This window comes from Bacillus sp. JAS24-2 (assembly GCF_008274905.1).
In the GTDB taxonomy this organism is placed as follows: Bacteria; Bacillota; Bacilli; order Bacillales; family Bacillaceae_G; genus Bacillus_A; species Bacillus_A cereus.
The window spans coordinates 405,893-426,050 of the sequence record NZ_CP031069.1; the positions used below are offsets into that span (position 1 = coordinate 405,893).

Below are 20,158 nucleotides of genomic sequence, written 5' to 3' on the forward strand. Positions count from 1 at the left end.
ATGTTAAGTGGTGAGTAGTTTAATAAATACTTCTATACTATATTGTTTAATATCGGAAACGTGCACTAAATTATACGTTTGTTTTATTCTATTAAAGCAATTATCTATTTCTTCTTTTTCCAAGATAAATTTACTAGATGAATATTCCTCTGATTCTGAATCATCTATTTTTCGTATTAAGTCAAACTGAATCATTTTCTCTAAACTCTTTCCACTATAAGCCCCTAAAGTAGTGATTATACAGTCTAATAATTCTTTTTCCGTTTCAGTTAAATATTTTATATCCTCACAATTCGCTTCAAGATTATCGTACTGATATACTTTGTATTTATCAAGAACTACCCTATATACAGGACCACGGCTTCCTATTTCACAATCCTCTTCAAACAAGTATGCCCCAGTAAAAACCTTACAAAATCCTTGTGCGTAGTATAACAGCCTTTGCAGAGCTAAAGGCGTTAAATCATCATTTTTAGATAGTATATATCGAGCAACTTCCTCAATTTTCGTTTCCTTAGTAGAAGTATTTTCCTGCAGCTTTGCAATTGCCTCTTTAGAAACCTTATATGCTTTTTGGGTAATTAAATCTTTATTTTTTTCCAGGATATCTAGCATAAAAGATGGTTCACTACCTAACCGCTTCAATATATCCGAGTACTGCTTTGTCGGAATATCTCCATTTATATACCTTGTTAAGGTAACTTCACCCCAACCTAACAGTAAAGATAGCGGCCGCTTTCCAATATTATATTTTTCTAAAATCTTATTTATTTGAGAAATAGTCACTAACTGTTCCTGTTTTCTATATACATGATCTAACTGTTCTAAATTATAATCCCGAATCTCAGAAACAAATATGTTCGATTCACACTCTTTACAGAATGTTTCTTTACCAATGTAACGATATTCCTTCCCTCTAATAACTGTAACTTTGGAGACATCTTTAACAGAATAATTTACCATATCACGACAAAACTCACAGAAAGTTAACATTAAAACACTCCTTTATTTTAAAACCTTAAGTCACTTATCTTTATCTAAAAAGATAAGTGACTGGTTTATTTCTTTTATGAAAAGAAATAATAATTATATATTTTTTTTCATTTTTATATTTAATTAAATTCGTTTTAATATATATTTCTACTAATTCCTTTTCTCCCCAATAATCCAACTCATATTGTGGACAAAAAATATACAATTTTTCATGAGCAAATTTAGGATTTTTATTATCAACCGCGTAACAAAAATCACGCGCTTCAATATTAAAAAGAATTTCTTTCTCCTTACTTTTGTCAATTTTATAATCCTCTATAAAACCAATATTTTCTACCCTTTTTTCATTTTGAGAAATCATATAATGGTCACTTTTAAGTAATTCTTTAAATTCTCCTATGTATTGCTCAATCTCTTTAAGTGTAAAATTAATGTGTTTTTTCGTTTCTCTATTTCGAAAGATTGTACGCATTAAAATTCTTTCCCCTTTCAAATCATACCTTACATTCACTAGAAACACAACAAAAAACGTATCAATTGATACATTTTACCTGAAGTAGACTTCAATCCTATGCCTCTTATAATGATTACATTCATGCCATTTACAAAACTTCTATATGATTGTTTTGCTATAATTCGCAAATTCATTAAGGTATCTACCTTAATTTCACAACTTTATTTAACTTCTGATAAGGCAAACCTTTATCTAATATAAAGCATGTTTGGCTTACCTCACAAAAAAGTCTCTTTTATCCCTTCAACTCTCATGATATACAACTCAAATAATTAATTAATTTATTTATTCTTTCCCCCTATACAAAATTTCTTTTTTTATTTGTTATTGTAAAAACAACTCGATGTTCTGATTTATTTGAAACCAAATAAAAAAAGCTTCTTTGAGCCGATTAATTATGTACATAGCAAAATAAGCTATTTACACTAATCGGCTCAAAGAAGCCCTTTCAAAATTAAAGTAAGAATAGAACTTACTTTTACAACTCAACCATTACACAAGGTATGGGAATAAACGGAATCAAATAAATTAAATTCACACCTATATATTACGTTATAATAGTATTGTTTTCAAGTGTATTTTATTAATTCCTATAGCGATTCTACTGTAGGAATATCAGCTGGCGCCCAATTTAAATTATTTAAACCTTTAACACGAACCATTTTAACTCTGTATGCTCAAGGGCTTTAGGAATACCTTCAAGGATGTAATACTTGACATTCTTTCAACCCTACATTATCGATTGCAGGCTTCCAACTAAGTTCTACACTATTTGAAGTAGCTTTTACTACTTGTACTCCAGATGGTTGAGTTCGCGCTTCTGTATCTGGTTTTTCATTATTTATTAGATTCACATCAATCACATTATAGAAAGCGTTTACGGTATCAGCTACATCCCAAACTGCTAATATGACATGATACCCACTGCGATCAGTTGGTACATTAATTTTATGTGATAGATTATTAGATGCTGCAGAAACATCGTGTTTTACAGTTCCTATTGGTTCAAAATCCGCTCTTGTTAGAGATTTTTTTGGATCCCATCCTTTTTTTGTAATGTAGTAATGCCACTGACTTGTTGAATGAGGAGCAGTATATTTCCAAGTGAATGTATTCTCTCCACCCTTAATTGTATTCTTAAACCATCGATCAGCTGTTTGTTAATCAAGAATTCCACCAAACAGACCTCCCGCTGAAGCAATTTTCCCGTCAACTGGCCCACTTTGTGGGAATCCTTTAGGTGCCTCTAAGCTTTGCGTTTCATACATTATATTCCCACAATTTGAATTCAACGCCCCATAATTTTGACTACATAAAGCCGCGCGGCTACCTGGCTTTTCAACGAACCCATGTGCATAGGCATTTTGGGGGATTAAGGTTGTCCCCATAATTCCTACTGCTACTGCAGCGGCACTTAATCCTTTTTTATTTGTAGCCATTGTTTTTAACTGCTTAAAGAATTTTTTGTTCATTTTAATAGTCCCCCTTACTAATTTCCTTACTATATTAAGAGCATGAATGTAAATGAAAGCTAAATATGCATAACTTCATACTAAACTATTTATTTATCTTTATTACATTTAAATAACCTTATAGTTTAATTATTACATAATAATTTATTAAACTTAGAAAGAAATTATTACAGTTATTGGACTTTCTTCCACTACCATCCTTTCTTACTTAAAAATTATAAATTACATAACCTAAATTAAAAACTTGCACTCCAATATAATATTCTGAAATTCACCCTTTCCAAATTTCATTTTTCTTTATCACAGATTACACTTTGTTCAACATAGAAAAAAGTTTCCTATATAATAGGAAACTTTTACGTATTACTAACCTACACCCCTAAAATTTCTACAATCTGACGAGCTTTAATATTATCAATATAATAATGCATCTCTAATCCCTTTCTTTCTGCACGGAGTACGATTCCTCTTAACTTTGCTAAATGTTGTGAAACAGTGGATTGTGGAAGTTTTAATATTTCTGTTAACTGTGTAACATTGCACATTTTATGATGTATTAATTCACTTATGATTTTTAATCGAACCGGATGTGCCATTACCTTTAATACATCTACATCTTCTTCGCGGATTTTAGCTAGATCATTATTAGATATTACTGTTAACATTTCGCATTCTCCTTTATTATTAATTTCTATTATCCTTATAAGTAATACTTATAGATCATTACTATTTCTCCTGTTGAGAAAATATATTCTTCCTCAATACAGATAGGATATCTATCTTGAAAACTGTTTTTTACTGTTCCAATGAATTGATGTCCTCTAATTTTTAACCGGAATATTCTTTGTTTATTTTGAAATAATTATTAAATAATCTATTACATAACTTTAAATGATACTTACCCTGCTTTAGGAATGATGCCATACTTTGTTCGAAGCCAATTCATCTCCCACCTACTCACTTCGCGTTCCTTGAGGAAAAAGTCTTCTTGGCTAAAATGATAAATTCAATCTTTGCTTTCTCGTATTGTAAAATTTATAAGGATAATCTCCCCATCTCGCTTTCTATAACATATATTATTTATCAACATAAAAATATGGAATAACGATCCCAATAATGGTAATATAAAGGCATCTTCAGTTGTTAACTATCACTCCTTTTTGAAAAGCCCTGTCTTTAATAACAGGGCCTTTTAAATTCCCTCAACTCTAAGCCTCTTAACTAAAATTATAAATGATTAGTTTGGGTCACCTTTCTATAAAACATAAAATGAGCCTGAATCGTGTAAAAACTAATTGCTAACCCTTATATGAAAAAAGGGTGGGTATCCCGTCTCTTTTTTTATACGTAATTTTGACAACTGCTTTCTTCTTTAATAATATATATAAGGGAATTAAGTAAGCTATACTCAATTCCTGCGGTAAAATCATTTGCCAACGAATACCTAGTAGAAGAATCCCTTATCATGTGGGGGATTCTTTTACTTTACTATGGATAATTTATTCTTGTTATAACAATTTTATTTTTATGCGATGTAATCGATACTATTGTTTGTTTCTATATATAGCTACCTAATTTTCGACTGTGCATACAGGATTTTTTTATTTGATAGAAAAGAAAAATGTTCCCTATACTAAAATGCGTACAAATATATGCAAAATTACAAATGAAATAAGAGCAGCCATGCATAGCTGCTCTTATTTCATTTTTATTCTCCTAATCTTCTATTTAGTTTAAATTATTTATCCTAGTAAACTAACAATCTGACATGCCTTGGAATTCACAATATGATAATACATCTCTAATCCCCTTCTTTCAGAGCGAAGAATTTTTCCACGCATTTTAGATAAATGTTGAGATACGGTAGATTGAGGCACATCTAATAGCTCTGTTAACTGTGTTACATTACAAATTTTGTGGCGTTCTAGCTCCTTCACAATTTGTAATCTAACTGGATGGGCCATAATTTTTAATAGTTCTACATCCGCCTCCGGAATTTTGTACATTTCATTACTTACTTGCATTGTTGTCATTTCTAATTTCTCCTTTTTTAATTTCATTTTTATTATCAATTCATAAGTATTTTTTTCGTTTAAGTATATAGTTCTTAATTACTATATTGTTTGGTCTTTGTCTCCCTGTCAGGTTTAATATATAAAAGAATTATGATGGCTAAAAACCCAATAAAAGATAGCATAGGTATCGAGATGAAACCAAACATATTCAAGTAATCTTCTGTACAAGAAACTCCTACAGAACATATTTTCATTTCATTTGTTGGAAAAACTTGAATTGTTATTTGATAGATGGCTATCAATAAACCAATGCATGCAAATGGGAATGCATATGTACTTACGTATGGATCTTTTCTATACATTCCTATGCCCAATATTAATACTAAGGGATACATGGCCATTCTTTGATACCAGCACAAATCACATGGAGGCAACTTCATCCATTCACTAAAAACCAAACTTATGAGCATTGCACTAGTAGCTATCATCCAAGCAATTGTAATGTGATACTTTCGAATTATTGACATTCTATATTCGCCTCACCTATTTAATTAGAATGTAAAACGTTTGCTAATATATGACTAGTTTATTTCTATGTTTCGAGTACCCTATTTCAATAGACTGTATCCAATTGTTGATATCTTCCCAATCATCCCTCTTTTCTTTTTAATACGGGTAAGAAAACTATGAAACCTTACTGTATTAATTCAACAGATGTCCTGTTTTTTTGTTTTGAAAATACAAGAAAACGCTGATCATTACAATATTAATTACACCAGCTGCAGCACCAATTTTAAAGATAACATACACATATTCATTACTACTAAATGGCAATAGACTCGCTAAAATAAATATTATTGAAATAATAAAGGATAAGATCATATTTCTTTTTTTCTCATTCAAGAAACCTCCATTTTTGTACAAATATTTTTATTACAAAATTCACATTGATTAAGTACGTGTTGATTACTTAATCAATGACGGTTATAATGGCGTGTCTCTTCACCTACAAATCCTTTTTTGCTCCACACGCCATTCTTTAATGCTTTTACTTCGTTTTCGCTTTCCAGCATTTCTGGCGACAGTGTATTGTTCTACAATGCCATAACCTGATTTGATTATATGTATCCCTTTACAAAATACATATACCAATTTCTTAACGTACTTGTCCTCTCTTGGTCCACGATCATCATAGACCATTGTTACACTTTATCTTTTAAGTGGTTTCTTTAGAAATGAAGATGCTTCCTTCCCCATCTTTTGTGGCGGGATTTTTTGAGATACAGACTCAGTGGTATCCAATAACAGGAGTCTTACTGTCTGTTTTTTCCCGTTTATGTTCACATCTATAGTATCTCCGTCCTTTATCTTTACTATCTTCCCCTTAACCGTTTCTAAGCCTTTTAATTTATCCTTATACACTGCTGGGATATCAACAGTACGTTGCCTATCTTCCCTTTCGTACGGTCTGGGCAGGTCTCGAGTCATTTGTTGTCCTCATAGAACTGCTACATGCTGTCATTTGAGATAAAAATAATGTAATACAAAAAGCATTAACTTATATCTTTATATTGCAATATCTTTTTCCTATATAAAGTACTTAAAATGATTGTACTTAGTAAATAAACGGTCTATTTATTTTATTTACTTCTCAATAATTACAACAAAAACAAAACTGTATCCACTTTGGATAGTCACTATAAAGCGCTCTGAATGTACGTTTTTCACAATTGGGACACTTTGAAACCATGTTTTCTTTAATCTCTTCCTGAGTTTTCAATTTTTTAACAGCTGTTATATTACTAATACACAATATAAATCACCTTTTTCAGTCTTGAAATCTTCATAACAAATGCAAAAGGACACACCTATAGCATGTGTGTGCGTAGGTGTGTCCTTTTGCAAGATAGTTTTTAGAGGTATTTTGTTACTTTCATCATATCATATTTCTTATTAATTTTATATATGAAATTTTAGATTTAATACTGTTATTATCTCCTCTCCTATACAAAAGTTATTCTCTTCTGTGCGGAGTCATATGTTAATTTTGCATCAAATGATTTCCCTTTTTTCAATTTAAATCCCTGAATTACATCTACCATATTCTTTTCTAATAACGTCTTAATCTGGCTTGTTGTGATTCTTTTTTCAAGGACCATACCTGAAACGGAATGCGGAAATAAAAATTACTCCAGTTGTAACGGTTCCAATTCGCTTTCCTTTCATTCGTTCTTTTAAATGCTCGTCACTAATTTTACGTCTTACTGTCTCCATGAAAATCAGAATTGAGCTTTCTGTGTGTAGCGCGGGTTTCTTAGCTTTGGATTTAATCAACTCATTTTGTTACTAAGAACTCAATTAAACTGTCTCTATTACTTACTCAAATATCTAACCATTTTTATTCACTAATACTGATACAATTGCTATCCATGTTACATGATTAGTTAAATTTTTCTTTTAAGTTATTTAGGTAATCTAAACCACTTAAATCAATAAGATGATTATTAATAAAATAAATTGGGATATCACTATCGTTTGCTAGTTGAAAGAGACTAGCCTTAACATTTTTTATCTCCTTAATACCTATATTACATGATAAGTTTAATCCCCAAATAAACCCTGTTAAATATTCATATAAAGTTTTTATATCTTGATAATAAAACCAAGATAGATCTTCTTGAATTTTAATTTTTAAAGCATCTTCAAAAAGATCTTTAAAAACAACCTTTAATTTTTCTTCTTCAATTTCATTTTCAAATATATATACTGACAATAAAAACTTAGCGCATAATAACCTTAACTGCCTTAAGAATTCCCACTTATAAAAATCTTTAACATATTCTATATTTTTTTCTTCCGTCAATTGTACCTTTTTCAAGAAATTCTCATCCATTAAAAGAAATTGGAAATAAAAAGCAAAACTTTCTGTTATCCCCTTAAATCCTAATTGTTTAATTTGAATATCTTCTTTTTCATTTAAATTTGAGTAAAATATAGCGTGTCCTAACTCATGTAAAAAACTTTGAAAAAATTCAGCGCTATTAGATTGATGTAATATAACTTTAATATTTTTAGGGACGGAAATAGGTAAACAACTAGGACTTGTAGCTGTAGTGCTTCTAATAATTTGTATACTTCCTTTTGTTATATCAAGTTGATATTCTTTTAACACAGAGAGAATTTTAGAGTATGATTCATTATTAATAAGGTGATCGAACGGTGAATATTTAGATGCATATAATAAATCATATATTTCTAGTCCATCTATGCTTCCAGTTGAAGAACTAATCACTTCTCTTTGTAATTTACTAAAACTCTTAGATGTTATTTTTAAAATATCTTGACAAGCTTTTTTTACCCAATTCATATCAATTTGATAATGTTTTATCCAAAAATCACTTATTGTTTTATAATTTAATTCTTGTTTTATTAATTCATTTCTCTTTTCAATCATATTTTTAAATATGATTGAGTAATTAGTATCGTCTTCCAACGCTTTTTTTACAATATCCATTCGTTCTACCCTATTATGTATATGCTGCATACGAGTAAAAGACCTTCTAAATTTAGCCGTATGCAGCATATACTCCTCGTCAGTCTCATATAATATATCATTCACATATTCCTGCATAAAAAATGCTATCTCATTTTTCAGATTACATATAGGTTCAATATCATAACGCTTTAATAAAGAATTTAAAAAATCTTTTTCCCACCAGTCTTCGTACTGGTTATATATTTCTACTAATGTTTTAGAAGAAATATTCGAAAATTGCTGATTATATATTTCTTGAGAAATCTGTTCCCAAAAACCCTCTAATTCTTTTGTAAGACTTTGAGCTTTATACAATATCATCACCCCATGTTCTTATACTTTTTATCTGGTTCAACTAGTTTATTATTATAATAAGCAATTAACCAAGACAAGCTCACAATAATACATAAAACACCGAATATAAGTCCCACACTTTGAGGGCTTAACCAATTTAATAAAATCCCTGTAAAAAAAACAGATAATTGCATTAGAGATGAATATGTAGCTGTATGGAAAGTAAAGACCCTCCCTAAAATTTCACTAGGAGTATATCTTTGGATTAACGTACTGTCTAAGGGAGTAATAACCCCACCTGCTGTTCTCATAATAAATAATAAAATTACACCTAACCATAGTTGATTTGTAACAATAAAAAATACAAAAAATATACTTTGAGTGAAATAAGCCCAGCCAAAAACCTTTTTCATTCTTTCTATATTGGAACTAAAATATTTAGCTACTAATAAACTTCCAACTAAAATACCTAGACCTTGAGTTGAATATAATACTCCAATACCGACGTCCCCTGCATTAAATACTTGTGTAGCGTATATTATAATTAAAACTTGATAAGCACCAGCTACAATTCCCCAGGACATTCCAACTAAGACTAGTGCACCTACAAGGTTATTTTGTAAAATAAATTTATAGCCTTCTACTATACTTTGCATATAAGTAATATCTTTTAATTTATTTTTAATTTTTATAATAGGTATTGGAGTAAAAAATACTATTGATGCACAGATAAAAAAAGAAATAGAATTAATTAAAAATGAAATTTTATATGAAGTTACTGCGGTTAAGATCCCACCAAGAGATGCGCCTAAAATTCCCATTGCACCATAAACTACATTTGATAGAGAATTAGCTATTATAAGCTGGTTTTCACTTACTATTTTAGGTATAATTGTTTGTCTTGCTGGAACAAAAAATATACTTGCTATTGAATTTAAAATCGTTATCGAAAATAAAGCTACTAGATTATTTGAAAATGGGATTACAAATAATATTAATACACCTCTAAATACATCCGCCAAAATCATTATTTTCTTCTTGTTAAAACGATCAATAATTACGCCTACAAAAGGACTAAGTAACAGCCTTGGTAGGGCACTTGATAGCAATATCATACTAATCATTAATGGAGAACTAGTATTTTTGTATATCAACCCCATAAGTGCTACAGAATAAAACCAATCGCCTAATGTACTTATTGATAACGCTAAAAATAAGTTTCTAAATGGAATATTACTTTTTAATAAATCCCTATATGTTATGGAATTTGATGTATTCATTACCTAAACCCCGCTCTCTTTTCAGCTAGTTTGCATCGACGGTACTTTCTCATAGACTAGCTCTCCATTTATATATGTTTTCTCTACGGATCCCATTATTATTTCATTCTTATATGCAGACCATTTATTTTTAGTATACATAACTTGCAATCCCTTACATTCAAAATCAGGATCAAAAATAAAAAAATCTGCGTCCATATTTTTTTCTATATATCCTTTTCCTTTTATATTAAATATTTCAGATGGTTTAAAAGCTAAATAATATGTACATAATTTCAAGGATTCCTGAACAGATAATCCTCTTTTTATTAATAAGGTGTATATCACCGAAAGCATTTCTTGTACACCAGGCATTCCAGGAGGTGCATCAGTGAAATTTCTTTTCTTTTCCTCGATACTATGTGGAGCATGATCAGAGCCTATACAATCTACCTTCTTATTTAGAAGATATTTTATTAAAAACTCTTGATCTGCAGCTGTTCTTAAAGGAGGACTTAATTTTATAAAGTTCCCAATTTTGTACATATCCTGATAAGTATAATAGAGATGAGGCGGAATAAACTCATATGTAATTGGCAAACCTCTATTTTTTGCATCTTCTATTAGTTTTACCTCTTCTATTGAACTTACATGCAGAATATGTAAACTACATTTTGTTTTTTTACAAAGCCTAATTAACTTTTTTATAGCACTGCCAGCTACGTTTCCAGATCTTTTAAATGTGTAATCTTCAATACTTTTTTCACTTTGTGCATCAATAAGCTCTGCATCTTCAGCATGAACAGTTATTTTTATATTTTTTTGTCTTGCTATTTGCATAATCTTGGTTAAAATTTTTTCATCTTTGACTATATTTTTAGCAGTATGATGTCCAGCCATAAAAATCTTAATCGAAGCTACATCCCCCTCGTTTAATTTTTGTAACTCATGAAGATTTGTTTCTGTACCAAGAAAGTGTAAACTAAATAGTGTTTTCGATTTTTTTTCAAATAATTTCTTTTTCTTATTTAATTCTACAATACTATCTGTTTGTGGATTAGTATTCGGCATATCAATAATATATGTGACTCCACCAGCCAATGCCGCTAAGGTTCCAGTCTTAATTTCTTCTTTATGTTCAAGGCCTGGTTCTCTTAAATGAACATGACTATCTATTAATCCTGGTAACAGATACTTACCCTTCATATCCATATAAGGGTATTCAGTATTTGAATGTGTATTCCTATAAATCTCAGTTATTTTCCCCTCTTGAATTAAAACGTTTGCTTCATATATCTCATCCCAGTTAACTACATTTATATTTTTCAACATAAATTCTTTCATAATTCATTACCCCATTTATCCAAATCAGTAAAAACCATTTCCTTACATAACTCAGTAGTTGGTCCCATAAGTGATATTGCTCTAACATCTCGATATAGTTTTTCTATTAAAAATTCATTGATATACCCTTTACTTCCCAAAACTTGTAGTGCTGAGTTAGTAATATTTATCGCACTTTCAGCAGTTAGGACTTTAGACTGCATTGTATAATATGCTGACAAATCATTTAGATTTTCATCTGAAAATTTTGCAGATTGATATACCATCAATTCCATAGCTGATAGCTTTATTTTCATTTCAGCTAAATAGAATCGCACAGCTTGAAATTTAACTAACTCTCTCTCTTTGGCATAGTTTAAACTAATTTCTAAAGCTTTTTTGGAGATTCCTAAAGCTACTATTCCAGGATGAAGAGCTGAACTCCTATTTGCCCTCATTATATTGACTCCTTCCCCAATTCCTCCTAATAAACGATTTCGTGGAATTTTACAATTTGAAAATGACAATTCACCTGTTTCTGTACCTCTCATTCCCATGCCGCTCCATTTGTCACCAAATTCTACCCCTAAATCACCCGATTCTATAATTACAAATGATTGGTTACTTAAACCAAACGATTCGCTCCTAAAACTTTCATTATTCTCAAAATCTGTTTTCACTAATACTGTATAAATTGCTGCTTTTCCTGCTCCAGTACAAAAGCTTTTTCTTCCTTCCAATACATATCCCGTGGTATCATTATTCCTTAAAACAGCTGATAAACCATGTTTATTGGCACCAGAATTTGGTTCAGTCCAAGCAGAAGCTCCTAAAGAACTCCCAGCAAGCTTTTTAAGATATTTCTCTCTTTGGAATTCATCGCCAAATTCCATTATTCTTTTTACAACTTGATAATGAAACATCATTATAATGGCTGTAGAAGAGCAATACTGTGCAACTTTCTCTATAGCATAAACTGTATCAGTTATAGTTCCTCCTTTTCCACCATATTCTGTCGGTATTAAAATATTAAATAAACCACATTCTTGCATTTCATTAATTAATTGTTCTGGAAATTTGTATTGTTGATCGCAATCTTTGGAGCTCTCTTTTAGCAAATCCGATAATAAATTTATTTGTTCATCTATAAATTCCTTATATAAAAAACTTTTCTTATCTTTTTTACCTAATGTTACATACATGATAATTCCTCCTTAATAATTACAGTTTGAGTAATAGACAGGGATGATGTAAAAATATTTCTATTAAGTCTTTTTATCTCAATTTTTTTTCTGTTTATTGTGTTCACAAACAAATTTTTATCATCTACTAGTTTTACATTTTGATTAACTACCGTTCCCCTTATCATAGCTGCAGTAGAAAGACATACTAAACCAGTAAGAGCAAAAGATTTATGCCAATCTGCAACTGAAATCATTCTAGCATTAATAGAATTCGCCTCTTTACTTTGGCTAATGATAGAGAATTTCGGAAAAACAGAGTCTGCATTAATTTTAATTAAATTTTGTGCTTCCTTTCTAATCAGTTCGTATTCTCTACTTAATGGAAGGTCAACACTCCTAAACAAACTTTCGGACAATAACAATTGCTCTTTATCAATGAAAACATACGGATTTCCCGCATCCACTATACTAACCTTATAATTTCGTTCATTAACAGTTACTATATCTACTAGATTTCCAGTTGGTAATAATGTTTTTGTTATAGATCCTTGAGGTTGTTCAAACGATATTTCCGTTTCTAAAGTATGCCCCGATTTTCTATTTATAGATATAATATGTTTTTTGTTAGTATTCATATTAATTACAGAATAATACGCTAATCTATTCCCATTTATTTTCAAATTGTAAAATATGGTTGCTGCAATCATTGCATTACCACAATTGCCATTAATATCAAAGATTCCTTTTTCAGGTATATATTGTAGAAATAAACTTTGCAAGTTAACAATTTTATTGGGATGTTCTGTAACTAAGGCTACCTTGCTTATGTTAGTACCTAAATATTTCTTGATTCTATCTTTAATATGAATCAAAAAATAGCTATATAGTTCACTAAAAATTTCGCTATTAAAATTTTCTATAAGACAAACTATAACCTTACTATTACCACTTTGTATTATTCCAAATTTTGATGGTGAATTAACTAAGGTCAACAAAATAGCACCACCTTTAATAAATCAATTTTGCAGTTTTGTTAGATTTAATAGTTTTAAATGATTCAACAAAACTATTAAGTACTACTATGGCCCAAATAAAGTGAGAATAGTCTATATAGCCCGCTTTATGTTGCATTATTATTTCCTTTATTTGCTTCTTAGATATTATGGTCTGAGTAAACGAATTGCTGGCTAACAAAGTAGATTCAACAAACTCAAATAATTCATTTTTAATCCATTCATTAATAGGTAACGTGAAAGGTTTTTTTTGCCTATTAATTATGTAATCAGGAACTACCTTTGATACAGCTCTCTTAAGCATCCATTTCTCATTATTATTTTTTATACAGCTCTCAGTTCTTAAAAGTTTACGTGCAATTTCTACTATCTCTCCTCTTAAAAATGGAACTCTAGCCTCTACTGTATGAGCCATAGATAATTTATCAAGCCTTAACAGATGATAACCAGGTAATCTTGTTTGTTGTTCCAAGTCCATTAACTGCTCTAAGGAGTCTAATTCAACAAATTTATTATAAAAAGAATTTTGGGGTATATTTTCCAATTTAAAAATTTGATTAAATTCATTAAGGTTACATACACCTAACTGATTAAAATATTCTTCTTTTCCACTTTTTATAAAACTTTTATAACGAGCATATCCTCCAAATAATTCATCTGAACCGTCACCAGTAAAAAGTACTTTATTGCTATAACTTGCTTGTTGAATTACTTTATATGTAGGGAGTGTTATTGGATCCTGAATTGGCTCTTCAATACTTTCATTTACGTTTTGAAGTAAAGCGGGAATTTCATTTGGTTTCAAAACAACTTCATGTAAATGTATTCCTAAGTCTTTTGTTAACCGTCTACCATATTCCCTTTCATCCGCCGCCAAATTCCCTGGATAGCCTATTGAGAAAACATCAAATTTTCTATCTGTGTATTTACTTAGTATGGAAGTTATTATACTAGAATCTAATCCACCACTTAATAAACAGCCAAAATTCACCTCATCCGGTACCATTGTTACAGTGTTATGTATAATTTTTTCTTCTAATATTTCTATAAGTTTTTGTGTATTATCTGGATATTCATTCATTTCTTTTCCAATCTTGCTATTATATTGCTTTTTCTGCACTCCATCAGGTCTTATAATTAAAAGGTTACTTGGTTCTAATTTATTAATTTGTTTAAAGAATGTTTTAGGTGGGAAAATTGCCTTGTAAAATAAATATTCATGTACTACTTGCGTATCTATTTCTAAATCTACAAAAGGCAAAGTCGCTAAACCTTTAATCTCTGACGAAAAAGAAAATTCGTTATTTTTATGATAATAATATAGTTGCTTAATACCAAATGGATCGACAGCTAATACCAATTCTTTTTTATTTTGGTCCCATAAACAAATAGAAAACATACCATCTAGATACTCTAGAAAATCATATCCATATTCTTCATATAGGTATGGTATTACTTCTCCATCACATTGGGTATTAAAAATATATCCCTTGGCTCTCAGTTTACTTCTTAAATCAAAATGATTGTAAATTTCTCCATTAAAAAAACAGATTACTTGACCATTTCTACTTTTAAAAGGTTGTCTGCCATTTGATATATCAGTAATACTAAAACGATTGGCTCCCATCGTAATCATTAAGTCCTTATAAAATTGAAAGTCATCTGGTCCCCTATGTTCTAGTGATTCACTCATAGATTTTATATATATATTTTCATTATTAACTAAAGAATTATTAAAAAAGCCAAATATTCCACACATGTATTAAATCTCCTTATAAACAAATAGTTTATTGCTACATCTATTGCCATACATAAATTTCTATTTGTATTCATTATTAAATCAAGAACACAAAACCCCTACTACTTAGGTAGGGATTTCACAATTAACTAGGGATAGCAATCTTTTCTGAAATTAAATATTCAATATTTTCTTTTCTTTCATCAGTATCCTTAGCTAATATTTCCTTTATTTCTCTTCTTTCCATTATTAAATTTAAAAACTCTTCATCATCTACTTCTAGCACATTGCATGATGTTGGCAAATCATATTTTTTTTGAATAAAAAATTTTGTTTTACTAGGAGTAATCTTCATAATCTGCTCGATACTAAGATCATCATTTAACACTTGAGACAAATTGTAATTTAACTCTATTACCTCATATGGTTCAAGCAATTTAACAGTATTTATGTCTTCAAATCTAATACTTTTATTTTTTAAATACTCATCTTTATTTTCTCTTGGCTTATCTGACAAAGTAGTCAATTTAGCACAGTATATTAATAAGTCAATTAAAACTAACGGAAGAGCGTTTTCTTTAATATACGAAGTGGAAAATTGAACAAATCTTTTTACTTCAACTTCACGACTCACAGAACCTGTAGGATACATTCTTAAAAAAAGATTAAAATACACATCTATATTTACAAACTTAGATATATAATGGAAAAATTCTTGAAATTCAGCCTTTCTTTTTTCCAACCTTTCAATTGTTAAATTTTTTACAGATTCATCTAAATGCTTAATATCTATTTTTTCAATTAAAATTTTGCTTTTATCATCTATTTCTAATAGTTGATAAGCGGCTTCACTATTAATGGTATAAAGATCTCTAAAATTAGGATTTCGCAAATAGGTAGCAACAAAAATTTGTAATTTACTAATCATTAATCTCACTCCTTATTTTATTAATTGCTTAGAAAATAATTCTCTTGCCCAATTTAGTTTTTCTTTTAAATACTCCACCTCTGGTAAAGAAGGGACCTCCGTTTCTAATTCCCACATTAATGCTCTTGGTTGAAATTTTTCCTTTTTAGATAAGTATTCTAAAATTTCGAAGTGATGTAATTGTTTTTCATAATAATAAGAATTTTCCCTTTGCTCCTCAATATTTCCTAAACTACAATGAATTTGAACTACTTTTTCCAAAGGTAAGCTATCAATAAATTCATACGGATCTAATTTGCTATAAAACGCACTCTGAGCAATATTCTCTAAACTCAATATTAACCCTACACCTGTTTTTTCTGTGATTTTATGGAAGAATTCTCCTGGTGAGAGATTTCCAATTGGATTATAGTGCATAACAACATTTTCTATCGCTAACGGACAAGACAACTGTTCTTGAATTAAATTAATATTTTTCGAATAAAAATCTACCTCTTCTTCCATAAAGAAAGGTGGCATTAATGTACCTGTATCAATGCCTTGAATTTTAGAGAAACACATATGGTCTCCCACCCACAAAGCATCTGAGATTTTCACTCTATTTTCTACCTTGCTAATTATAGAATCAGCAGTCCCGTTATAAGAACATGGTGATAGCACATTCGTATGTAGTATTAATGGTTTTCCAAATTGTTTTATATCTTCTATAGCATCTGGCTCTTTAGCATACTGACCTAAAATTAACTCATAAGCATCTACACTATCATTAATATACTGGTTTAATTCGTGATATTTAGGAGTATTATGAAATAAAATACCTGCATAAAAATCTTTATTCAACTTATTCAACCTCCTGTGTGGTAAGTATTATATTTTTTGCACTTTCCCAATCATTAATTAATGCAAAACTATAACTTAAGATACTATTTTTTTGCCGTATATCTAATAAAGATAGTTCTGTATATAGCTCTTCTATCATTGATGGAAGTACTTGTATATTGTTTTGATTTATTAATATTTTTATAAAAAGGCAAAAACTATGTTGTAATTCTAGGGGAACATCTTCCAGTTGATAATCACCTAATCTATAAATCTTTCCATATAAATTATCTTGTGAAATAAAGTTATTAAATATTTTTAATATTTCATTTGAATATGGTTCTGTAAAACTTTCAATTAAAATATTAAGAAAAGATTGTTCTGGTTTGTTTATTCTTTCATACGTCAATGGAAAGGTTGTTTTAGTAACAAAATTAGATAAATATTCATTTGTTAGAGTTCTATTCTGAAAAAATATATTTAGCCATTGTATAGAGGGTTCCTGGGAATTTCTAATTGAAAACTCTAAATCCCTATTGGACGCAAATACCAATGAACTTGTTGTAAAAGGTATATTGTATACATATTGAAAATTTTCTGCTAATAATGAAGATACCGTATATGAAAAGGAGGGCATCTTTTTTATATGAGATACTAGATCAAAAAGAATATACTTACTAGTAGGGTCAATACAATGATATAGCAACATACCATTAGGGGTTAACATTTCTTTTAACTTATTTATATATGCATCTGTATATAAATCATTTACTGGACCATTATCATCATAAAGATCAATAACAATTGCATCATATTTCTCTTGACAATTTCCAATGAATTCTCTTGCATCAGAATAGATTATATTAAGATTACTGTAGTTGAGATGTCCATGTTCCATTAACCCTTCTATTAGATCCTTGTTATTGTCTATAGCATCGAATTGACCTAACCAGCCCCATTTATTTAGTAATTGAATGACAGTACCTCCGCCCAATCCAAGCATTAATACTTTTTTACTATTTAATGAGTAAATTGGATAAGCTAAATAATCCCAATATCTCTTTGTTATTATTTCTTCACCCAAAATCCTGGAAATAGTTGCTTTATTATGATCATCAAATATTACTACATCTTGATTTACAATATCCCATTTTTGCATGCTAATTTCTCCATTCAGTTAGCATGATCTTCCGAAAAAGATCATGCTAATTCATGATATTACTTGTTAACTGTTTCTTTTACAGGTGCCATAATGTTTGAGTCTTTAAACACTTGGAATGATGTTGTTCTTACATTAACTTTTTTCATGGTTTTCACCTCTCTTATATCAGTTTATAAATCTAAATAAATATTATTTGTTAACTGTTTCTTTTACAGGTGCCATAATGTTTGAATCTTTAAATACTTGGAATGATGTTGTTCTTACATTAACTTTTTTCATATTTTTCACCTCCCTAACTAATTTCAATATTATCATATAATTTGTATTTTTTTAACAATTCTATCAACAATAAAACCACCTATATAAATATATGTTTCATAATAAATATTTTTGTAGTATTATTGTAAATACAGCAATAATTTAACATTTTAGTATTAGATTTTTATATAATCTAGGAGGTATGTCATGTTTTTAGGTTGCAGGGTTGCTTCATTAAGAAATCAAAATAATATCTCTCAAAAAGAATTAGCAAAAGGAATAATTTCTATAAGTCACTTAAGTAATTTTGAAAATAATAGGTATGTCATGAGTGAAGAAACCTTGATTCTTTTAGCAAAAGCTCTAAATGTTGATACTAGTTATTTAACTAAGTCGAATTATATAGATGATGATATCCAAAACAAATTAGATATAGTGTCCCAGTATTTATTTATTAATCCTAAAAAGGCAATAAGCATTATTTCAAAAATAAATCCCCCTATTAACTCAATAGAACTTGAACTTTCATACTATCTATTAAAAGGATATCTGGATTTCATAACTAACAATAATACAGATCTGGATGAGGTTTATAATTCACATATTATATATTTTGAAAAAATAATAAAGGAAAACTATAATGAATTACCCTATACGCTACAATTCTCAGCTTTATGTTTTTTTGCTTTTATGGATAGAAAAAATAATAATTTAGAAAAAAGCAACAACTACCTAAAAAAATTATTATCTTTGACACAATATAAAACCGATAAACCCTTTATACTTATGTGTATTGCTAAAAACGAGTATCAACAAAATAGATATATTGAAGCATTAGATTATGCCTACCAATCCCGAAGTCTGGCTGGAGAAACCGCTGACTTTGGAGTTATAGGGCAAATTTGCAATTTTATAGGGGTACTAAACTTAAGAATCTTTCAAACTAAAGAAAGTTTATTCAATTTTAATGAAGCATTAAGAATATCAAATATATTACAAAATACAAAACTAAAGAATACAGCCTTACATAATCTAGGAATACTCTATATAGAACTAGGAAAAATAAATTTAGCTATCGATACGTTAAAAAAAATAGATGTTGATGATCCTGACATAAATAATACTAATAAGTTCCTTACACTAATATCTTTAATAAAATGCTATTTAAGAATTAACGAAGTCAAGAAAGCTTCGTATTTAATAAATAAATTAAATTCTTATGTATTAAATGACAAACAATATTTCTTGTTGGAATCTCAAAAGGCTAATTTAAATTTACGCAACCAAAATGAAAGCGAATACACAAAAATAAAAAGTAAATGTTTAGATTTTTTTATTATAAATAATTTCATAGAAGAGGCTTGTAAAATTGCTAATGAATTAGGGGATTTCTATTTCAAAAAAAGACAATATAAAAAATCTTCAACTTTTTTTAAAAAAAGAATTAATTTAATAGACATGGGGCATAAAGAAAGTCTTTTTTATTTAAATATATTATAAAGTAGGTCCTACAAAAAATAATACTATATTACCGTTTTTATTATAATCCTCTGTCATGTTGGGAAGTTTTCAAAAGTAAGCTGAGCTTTTTCAAAATAAAATAAGAATAATTATTAATTGAGTATTATTTTTTAAAAATTCAATCTTCCTA

The 20,158-nt window shown here is 29.2% G+C and carries 17 protein-coding genes and 3 pseudogenes; 1 reads left to right on the forward strand and 19 read right to left on the reverse strand.

Annotated elements, in window-relative coordinates:
* Positions 1-3 precede the first annotated feature (3 nt).
* The 19 genes and pseudogenes from DN407_RS28985 to DN407_RS29075 form a co-directional block, all read right to left on the reverse strand.
* On the reverse strand, positions 4-993 hold the full coding sequence (locus DN407_RS28985; RefSeq protein WP_149216979.1) for a type II toxin-antitoxin system antitoxin SocA domain-containing protein: 990 nt from the start codon (positions 991-993) through the stop codon (positions 4-6).
* Between the two features lie 40 nt (positions 994-1,033).
* Positions 1,034-1,465 carry a hypothetical protein gene (locus tag DN407_RS28990; RefSeq protein ID WP_074585619.1) on the reverse strand — a complete coding sequence of 144 codons (432 nt, stop codon included), beginning with the start codon at positions 1,463-1,465 and terminating at the stop codon, positions 1,034-1,036.
* Between the two features lie 632 nt (positions 1,466-2,097).
* Positions 2,098-2,222, reverse strand: a pseudogene (locus DN407_RS32430) (8-oxo-dGTP diphosphatase MutT); the annotation flags it as partial.
* A pseudogene (locus tag DN407_RS29000) lies at positions 2,218-2,979 on the reverse strand (lytic polysaccharide monooxygenase auxiliary activity family 9 protein); the annotation flags it as partial. The pseudogenes DN407_RS29000 and DN407_RS32430, both read right to left, overlap by 5 nt.
* 371 nt (positions 2,980-3,350) lie before the next feature.
* The gene (locus DN407_RS29005; protein ID WP_098395959.1) at positions 3,351-3,644 is read right to left on the reverse strand and encodes an ArsR/SmtB family transcription factor; all 294 of its coding nucleotides are present in this window, start codon (positions 3,642-3,644) and stop codon (positions 3,351-3,353) included.
* Between the two features lie 1,077 nt (positions 3,645-4,721).
* Positions 4,722-5,012, reverse strand: a complete 291-nt coding sequence (locus tag DN407_RS29010; RefSeq protein WP_000210396.1) for an ArsR/SmtB family transcription factor — start codon at positions 5,010-5,012, stop codon at positions 4,722-4,724.
* 74 nt (positions 5,013-5,086) lie between these two features.
* Entirely contained in the window at positions 5,087-5,521 is a 435-nt protein-coding gene (locus DN407_RS29015) for a disulfide bond formation protein B (RefSeq protein WP_149216980.1), read from the reverse strand.
* A gap of 175 nt (positions 5,522-5,696) precedes the next feature.
* Positions 5,697-5,897 (reverse strand): hypothetical protein, encoded by a 201-nt coding sequence (locus DN407_RS29020; RefSeq protein WP_149216981.1) that lies wholly within the window; start codon positions 5,895-5,897, stop codon positions 5,697-5,699.
* Between the two features lie 71 nt (positions 5,898-5,968).
* A pseudogene (locus DN407_RS29025) lies at positions 5,969-6,516 on the reverse strand (thermonuclease family protein).
* Positions 6,517-6,997: 481 nt separating this feature from the next.
* Positions 6,998-7,153 carry a topoisomerase C-terminal repeat-containing protein gene (locus DN407_RS33005; RefSeq protein WP_131250701.1) on the reverse strand — a complete coding sequence of 52 codons (156 nt, stop codon included), beginning with the start codon at positions 7,151-7,153 and terminating at the stop codon, positions 6,998-7,000.
* A 281-nt stretch (positions 7,154-7,434) separates the two neighbouring features.
* Complete coding sequence (locus DN407_RS29035) at positions 7,435-8,844, reverse strand: hypothetical protein (protein ID WP_149216982.1); 1,410 nt, start codon at positions 8,842-8,844, stop codon at positions 7,435-7,437.
* A gap of 5 nt (positions 8,845-8,849) precedes the next feature.
* Positions 8,850-10,103, reverse strand: a complete 1,254-nt coding sequence (locus DN407_RS29040) for an MFS transporter (RefSeq protein ID WP_149216983.1) — start codon at positions 10,101-10,103, stop codon at positions 8,850-8,852.
* Positions 10,104-10,124: 21 nt separating this feature from the next.
* Positions 10,125-11,426, reverse strand: coding sequence for a dihydroorotase (locus DN407_RS29045; RefSeq protein WP_149216984.1), 1,302 nt, complete (start codon positions 11,424-11,426; stop codon positions 10,125-10,127).
* A complete protein-coding gene (locus DN407_RS29050; protein ID WP_131250693.1) occupies positions 11,423-12,607 on the reverse strand; it encodes an acyl-CoA dehydrogenase family protein in 1,185 nt (394 codons plus the stop codon). The genes DN407_RS29045 and DN407_RS29050 overlap by 4 nt, the downstream gene beginning before the upstream one ends.
* Positions 12,598-13,584, reverse strand: coding sequence for a PrpF domain-containing protein (locus DN407_RS29055; RefSeq protein WP_131250691.1), 987 nt, complete (start codon positions 13,582-13,584; stop codon positions 12,598-12,600). The genes DN407_RS29050 and DN407_RS29055 overlap by 10 nt, the downstream gene beginning before the upstream one ends.
* 13 nt (positions 13,585-13,597) lie before the next feature.
* Complete coding sequence (gene asnB, locus DN407_RS29060; RefSeq protein ID WP_149216985.1) at positions 13,598-15,361, reverse strand: asparagine synthase (glutamine-hydrolyzing); 1,764 nt, start codon at positions 15,359-15,361, stop codon at positions 13,598-13,600.
* 124 nt (positions 15,362-15,485) lie between these two features.
* Positions 15,486-16,268 (reverse strand): hypothetical protein, encoded by a 783-nt coding sequence (locus tag DN407_RS29065; RefSeq protein ID WP_131250687.1) that lies wholly within the window; start codon positions 16,266-16,268, stop codon positions 15,486-15,488.
* 12 nt (positions 16,269-16,280) lie between these two features.
* Positions 16,281-17,108: a multinuclear nonheme iron-dependent oxidase gene (locus DN407_RS29070; RefSeq protein WP_165498030.1), complete on the reverse strand. Its 828-nt coding sequence runs from the start codon at positions 17,106-17,108 to the stop codon at positions 16,281-16,283.
* A gap of 1 nt (position 17,109) precedes the next feature.
* Complete coding sequence (locus tag DN407_RS29075) at positions 17,110-18,246, reverse strand: spermidine synthase (protein ID WP_149216986.1); 1,137 nt, start codon at positions 18,244-18,246, stop codon at positions 17,110-17,112.
* A gap of 468 nt (positions 18,247-18,714) precedes the next feature.
* On the opposite strand from DN407_RS29075, the gene DN407_RS29080 reads away from it, so the two are divergent.
* Positions 18,715-20,007, forward strand: a complete 1,293-nt coding sequence (locus tag DN407_RS29080; RefSeq protein ID WP_149216987.1) for a helix-turn-helix domain-containing protein — start codon at positions 18,715-18,717, stop codon at positions 20,005-20,007.
* Positions 20,008-20,158 lie beyond the last annotated feature (151 nt).

Excerpts from the sequence above, each read along its gene's own strand:
- DN407_RS33005 (WP_131250701.1), bottom strand. The coding sequence starts at position 7,153 with ATGGTCCTTGAAAAAAGAATCACAACAAGCCAGATTAAGACGTTATTA.
- DN407_RS29075 (WP_149216986.1), bottom strand. The coding sequence starts at position 18,246 with ATGCAAAAATGGGATATTGTAAATCAAGATGTAGTAATATTTGATGAT.
- DN407_RS29050 (WP_131250693.1), bottom strand. The coding sequence starts at position 12,607 with ATGTATGTAACATTAGGTAAAAAAGATAAGAAAAGTTTTTTATATAAG.
- DN407_RS29005 (WP_098395959.1), bottom strand. The coding sequence starts at position 3,644 with ATGTTAACAGTAATATCTAATAATGATCTAGCTAAAATCCGCGAAGAA.
- DN407_RS29045 (WP_149216984.1), bottom strand. The coding sequence starts at position 11,426 with ATGAAAGAATTTATGTTGAAAAATATAAATGTAGTTAACTGGGATGAG.
- DN407_RS29065 (WP_131250687.1), bottom strand. The coding sequence starts at position 16,268 with ATGATTAGTAAATTACAAATTTTTGTTGCTACCTATTTGCGAAATCCT.
- DN407_RS29080 (WP_149216987.1), top strand. The coding sequence starts at position 18,715 with ATGTTTTTAGGTTGCAGGGTTGCTTCATTAAGAAATCAAAATAATATC.
- DN407_RS29015 (WP_149216980.1), bottom strand. The coding sequence starts at position 5,521 with ATGTCAATAATTCGAAAGTATCACATTACAATTGCTTGGATGATAGCT.
- DN407_RS28990 (WP_074585619.1), bottom strand. The coding sequence starts at position 1,465 with ATGCGTACAATCTTTCGAAATAGAGAAACGAAAAAACACATTAATTTT.
- DN407_RS29040 (WP_149216983.1), bottom strand. The coding sequence starts at position 10,103 with ATGAATACATCAAATTCCATAACATATAGGGATTTATTAAAAAGTAAT.
- DN407_RS28985 (WP_149216979.1), bottom strand. The coding sequence starts at position 993 with ATGTTAACTTTCTGTGAGTTTTGTCGTGATATGGTAAATTATTCTGTT.
- DN407_RS29010 (WP_000210396.1), bottom strand. The coding sequence starts at position 5,012 with ATGACAACAATGCAAGTAAGTAATGAAATGTACAAAATTCCGGAGGCG.
- asnB (WP_149216985.1), bottom strand. The coding sequence starts at position 15,361 with ATGTGTGGAATATTTGGCTTTTTTAATAATTCTTTAGTTAATAATGAA.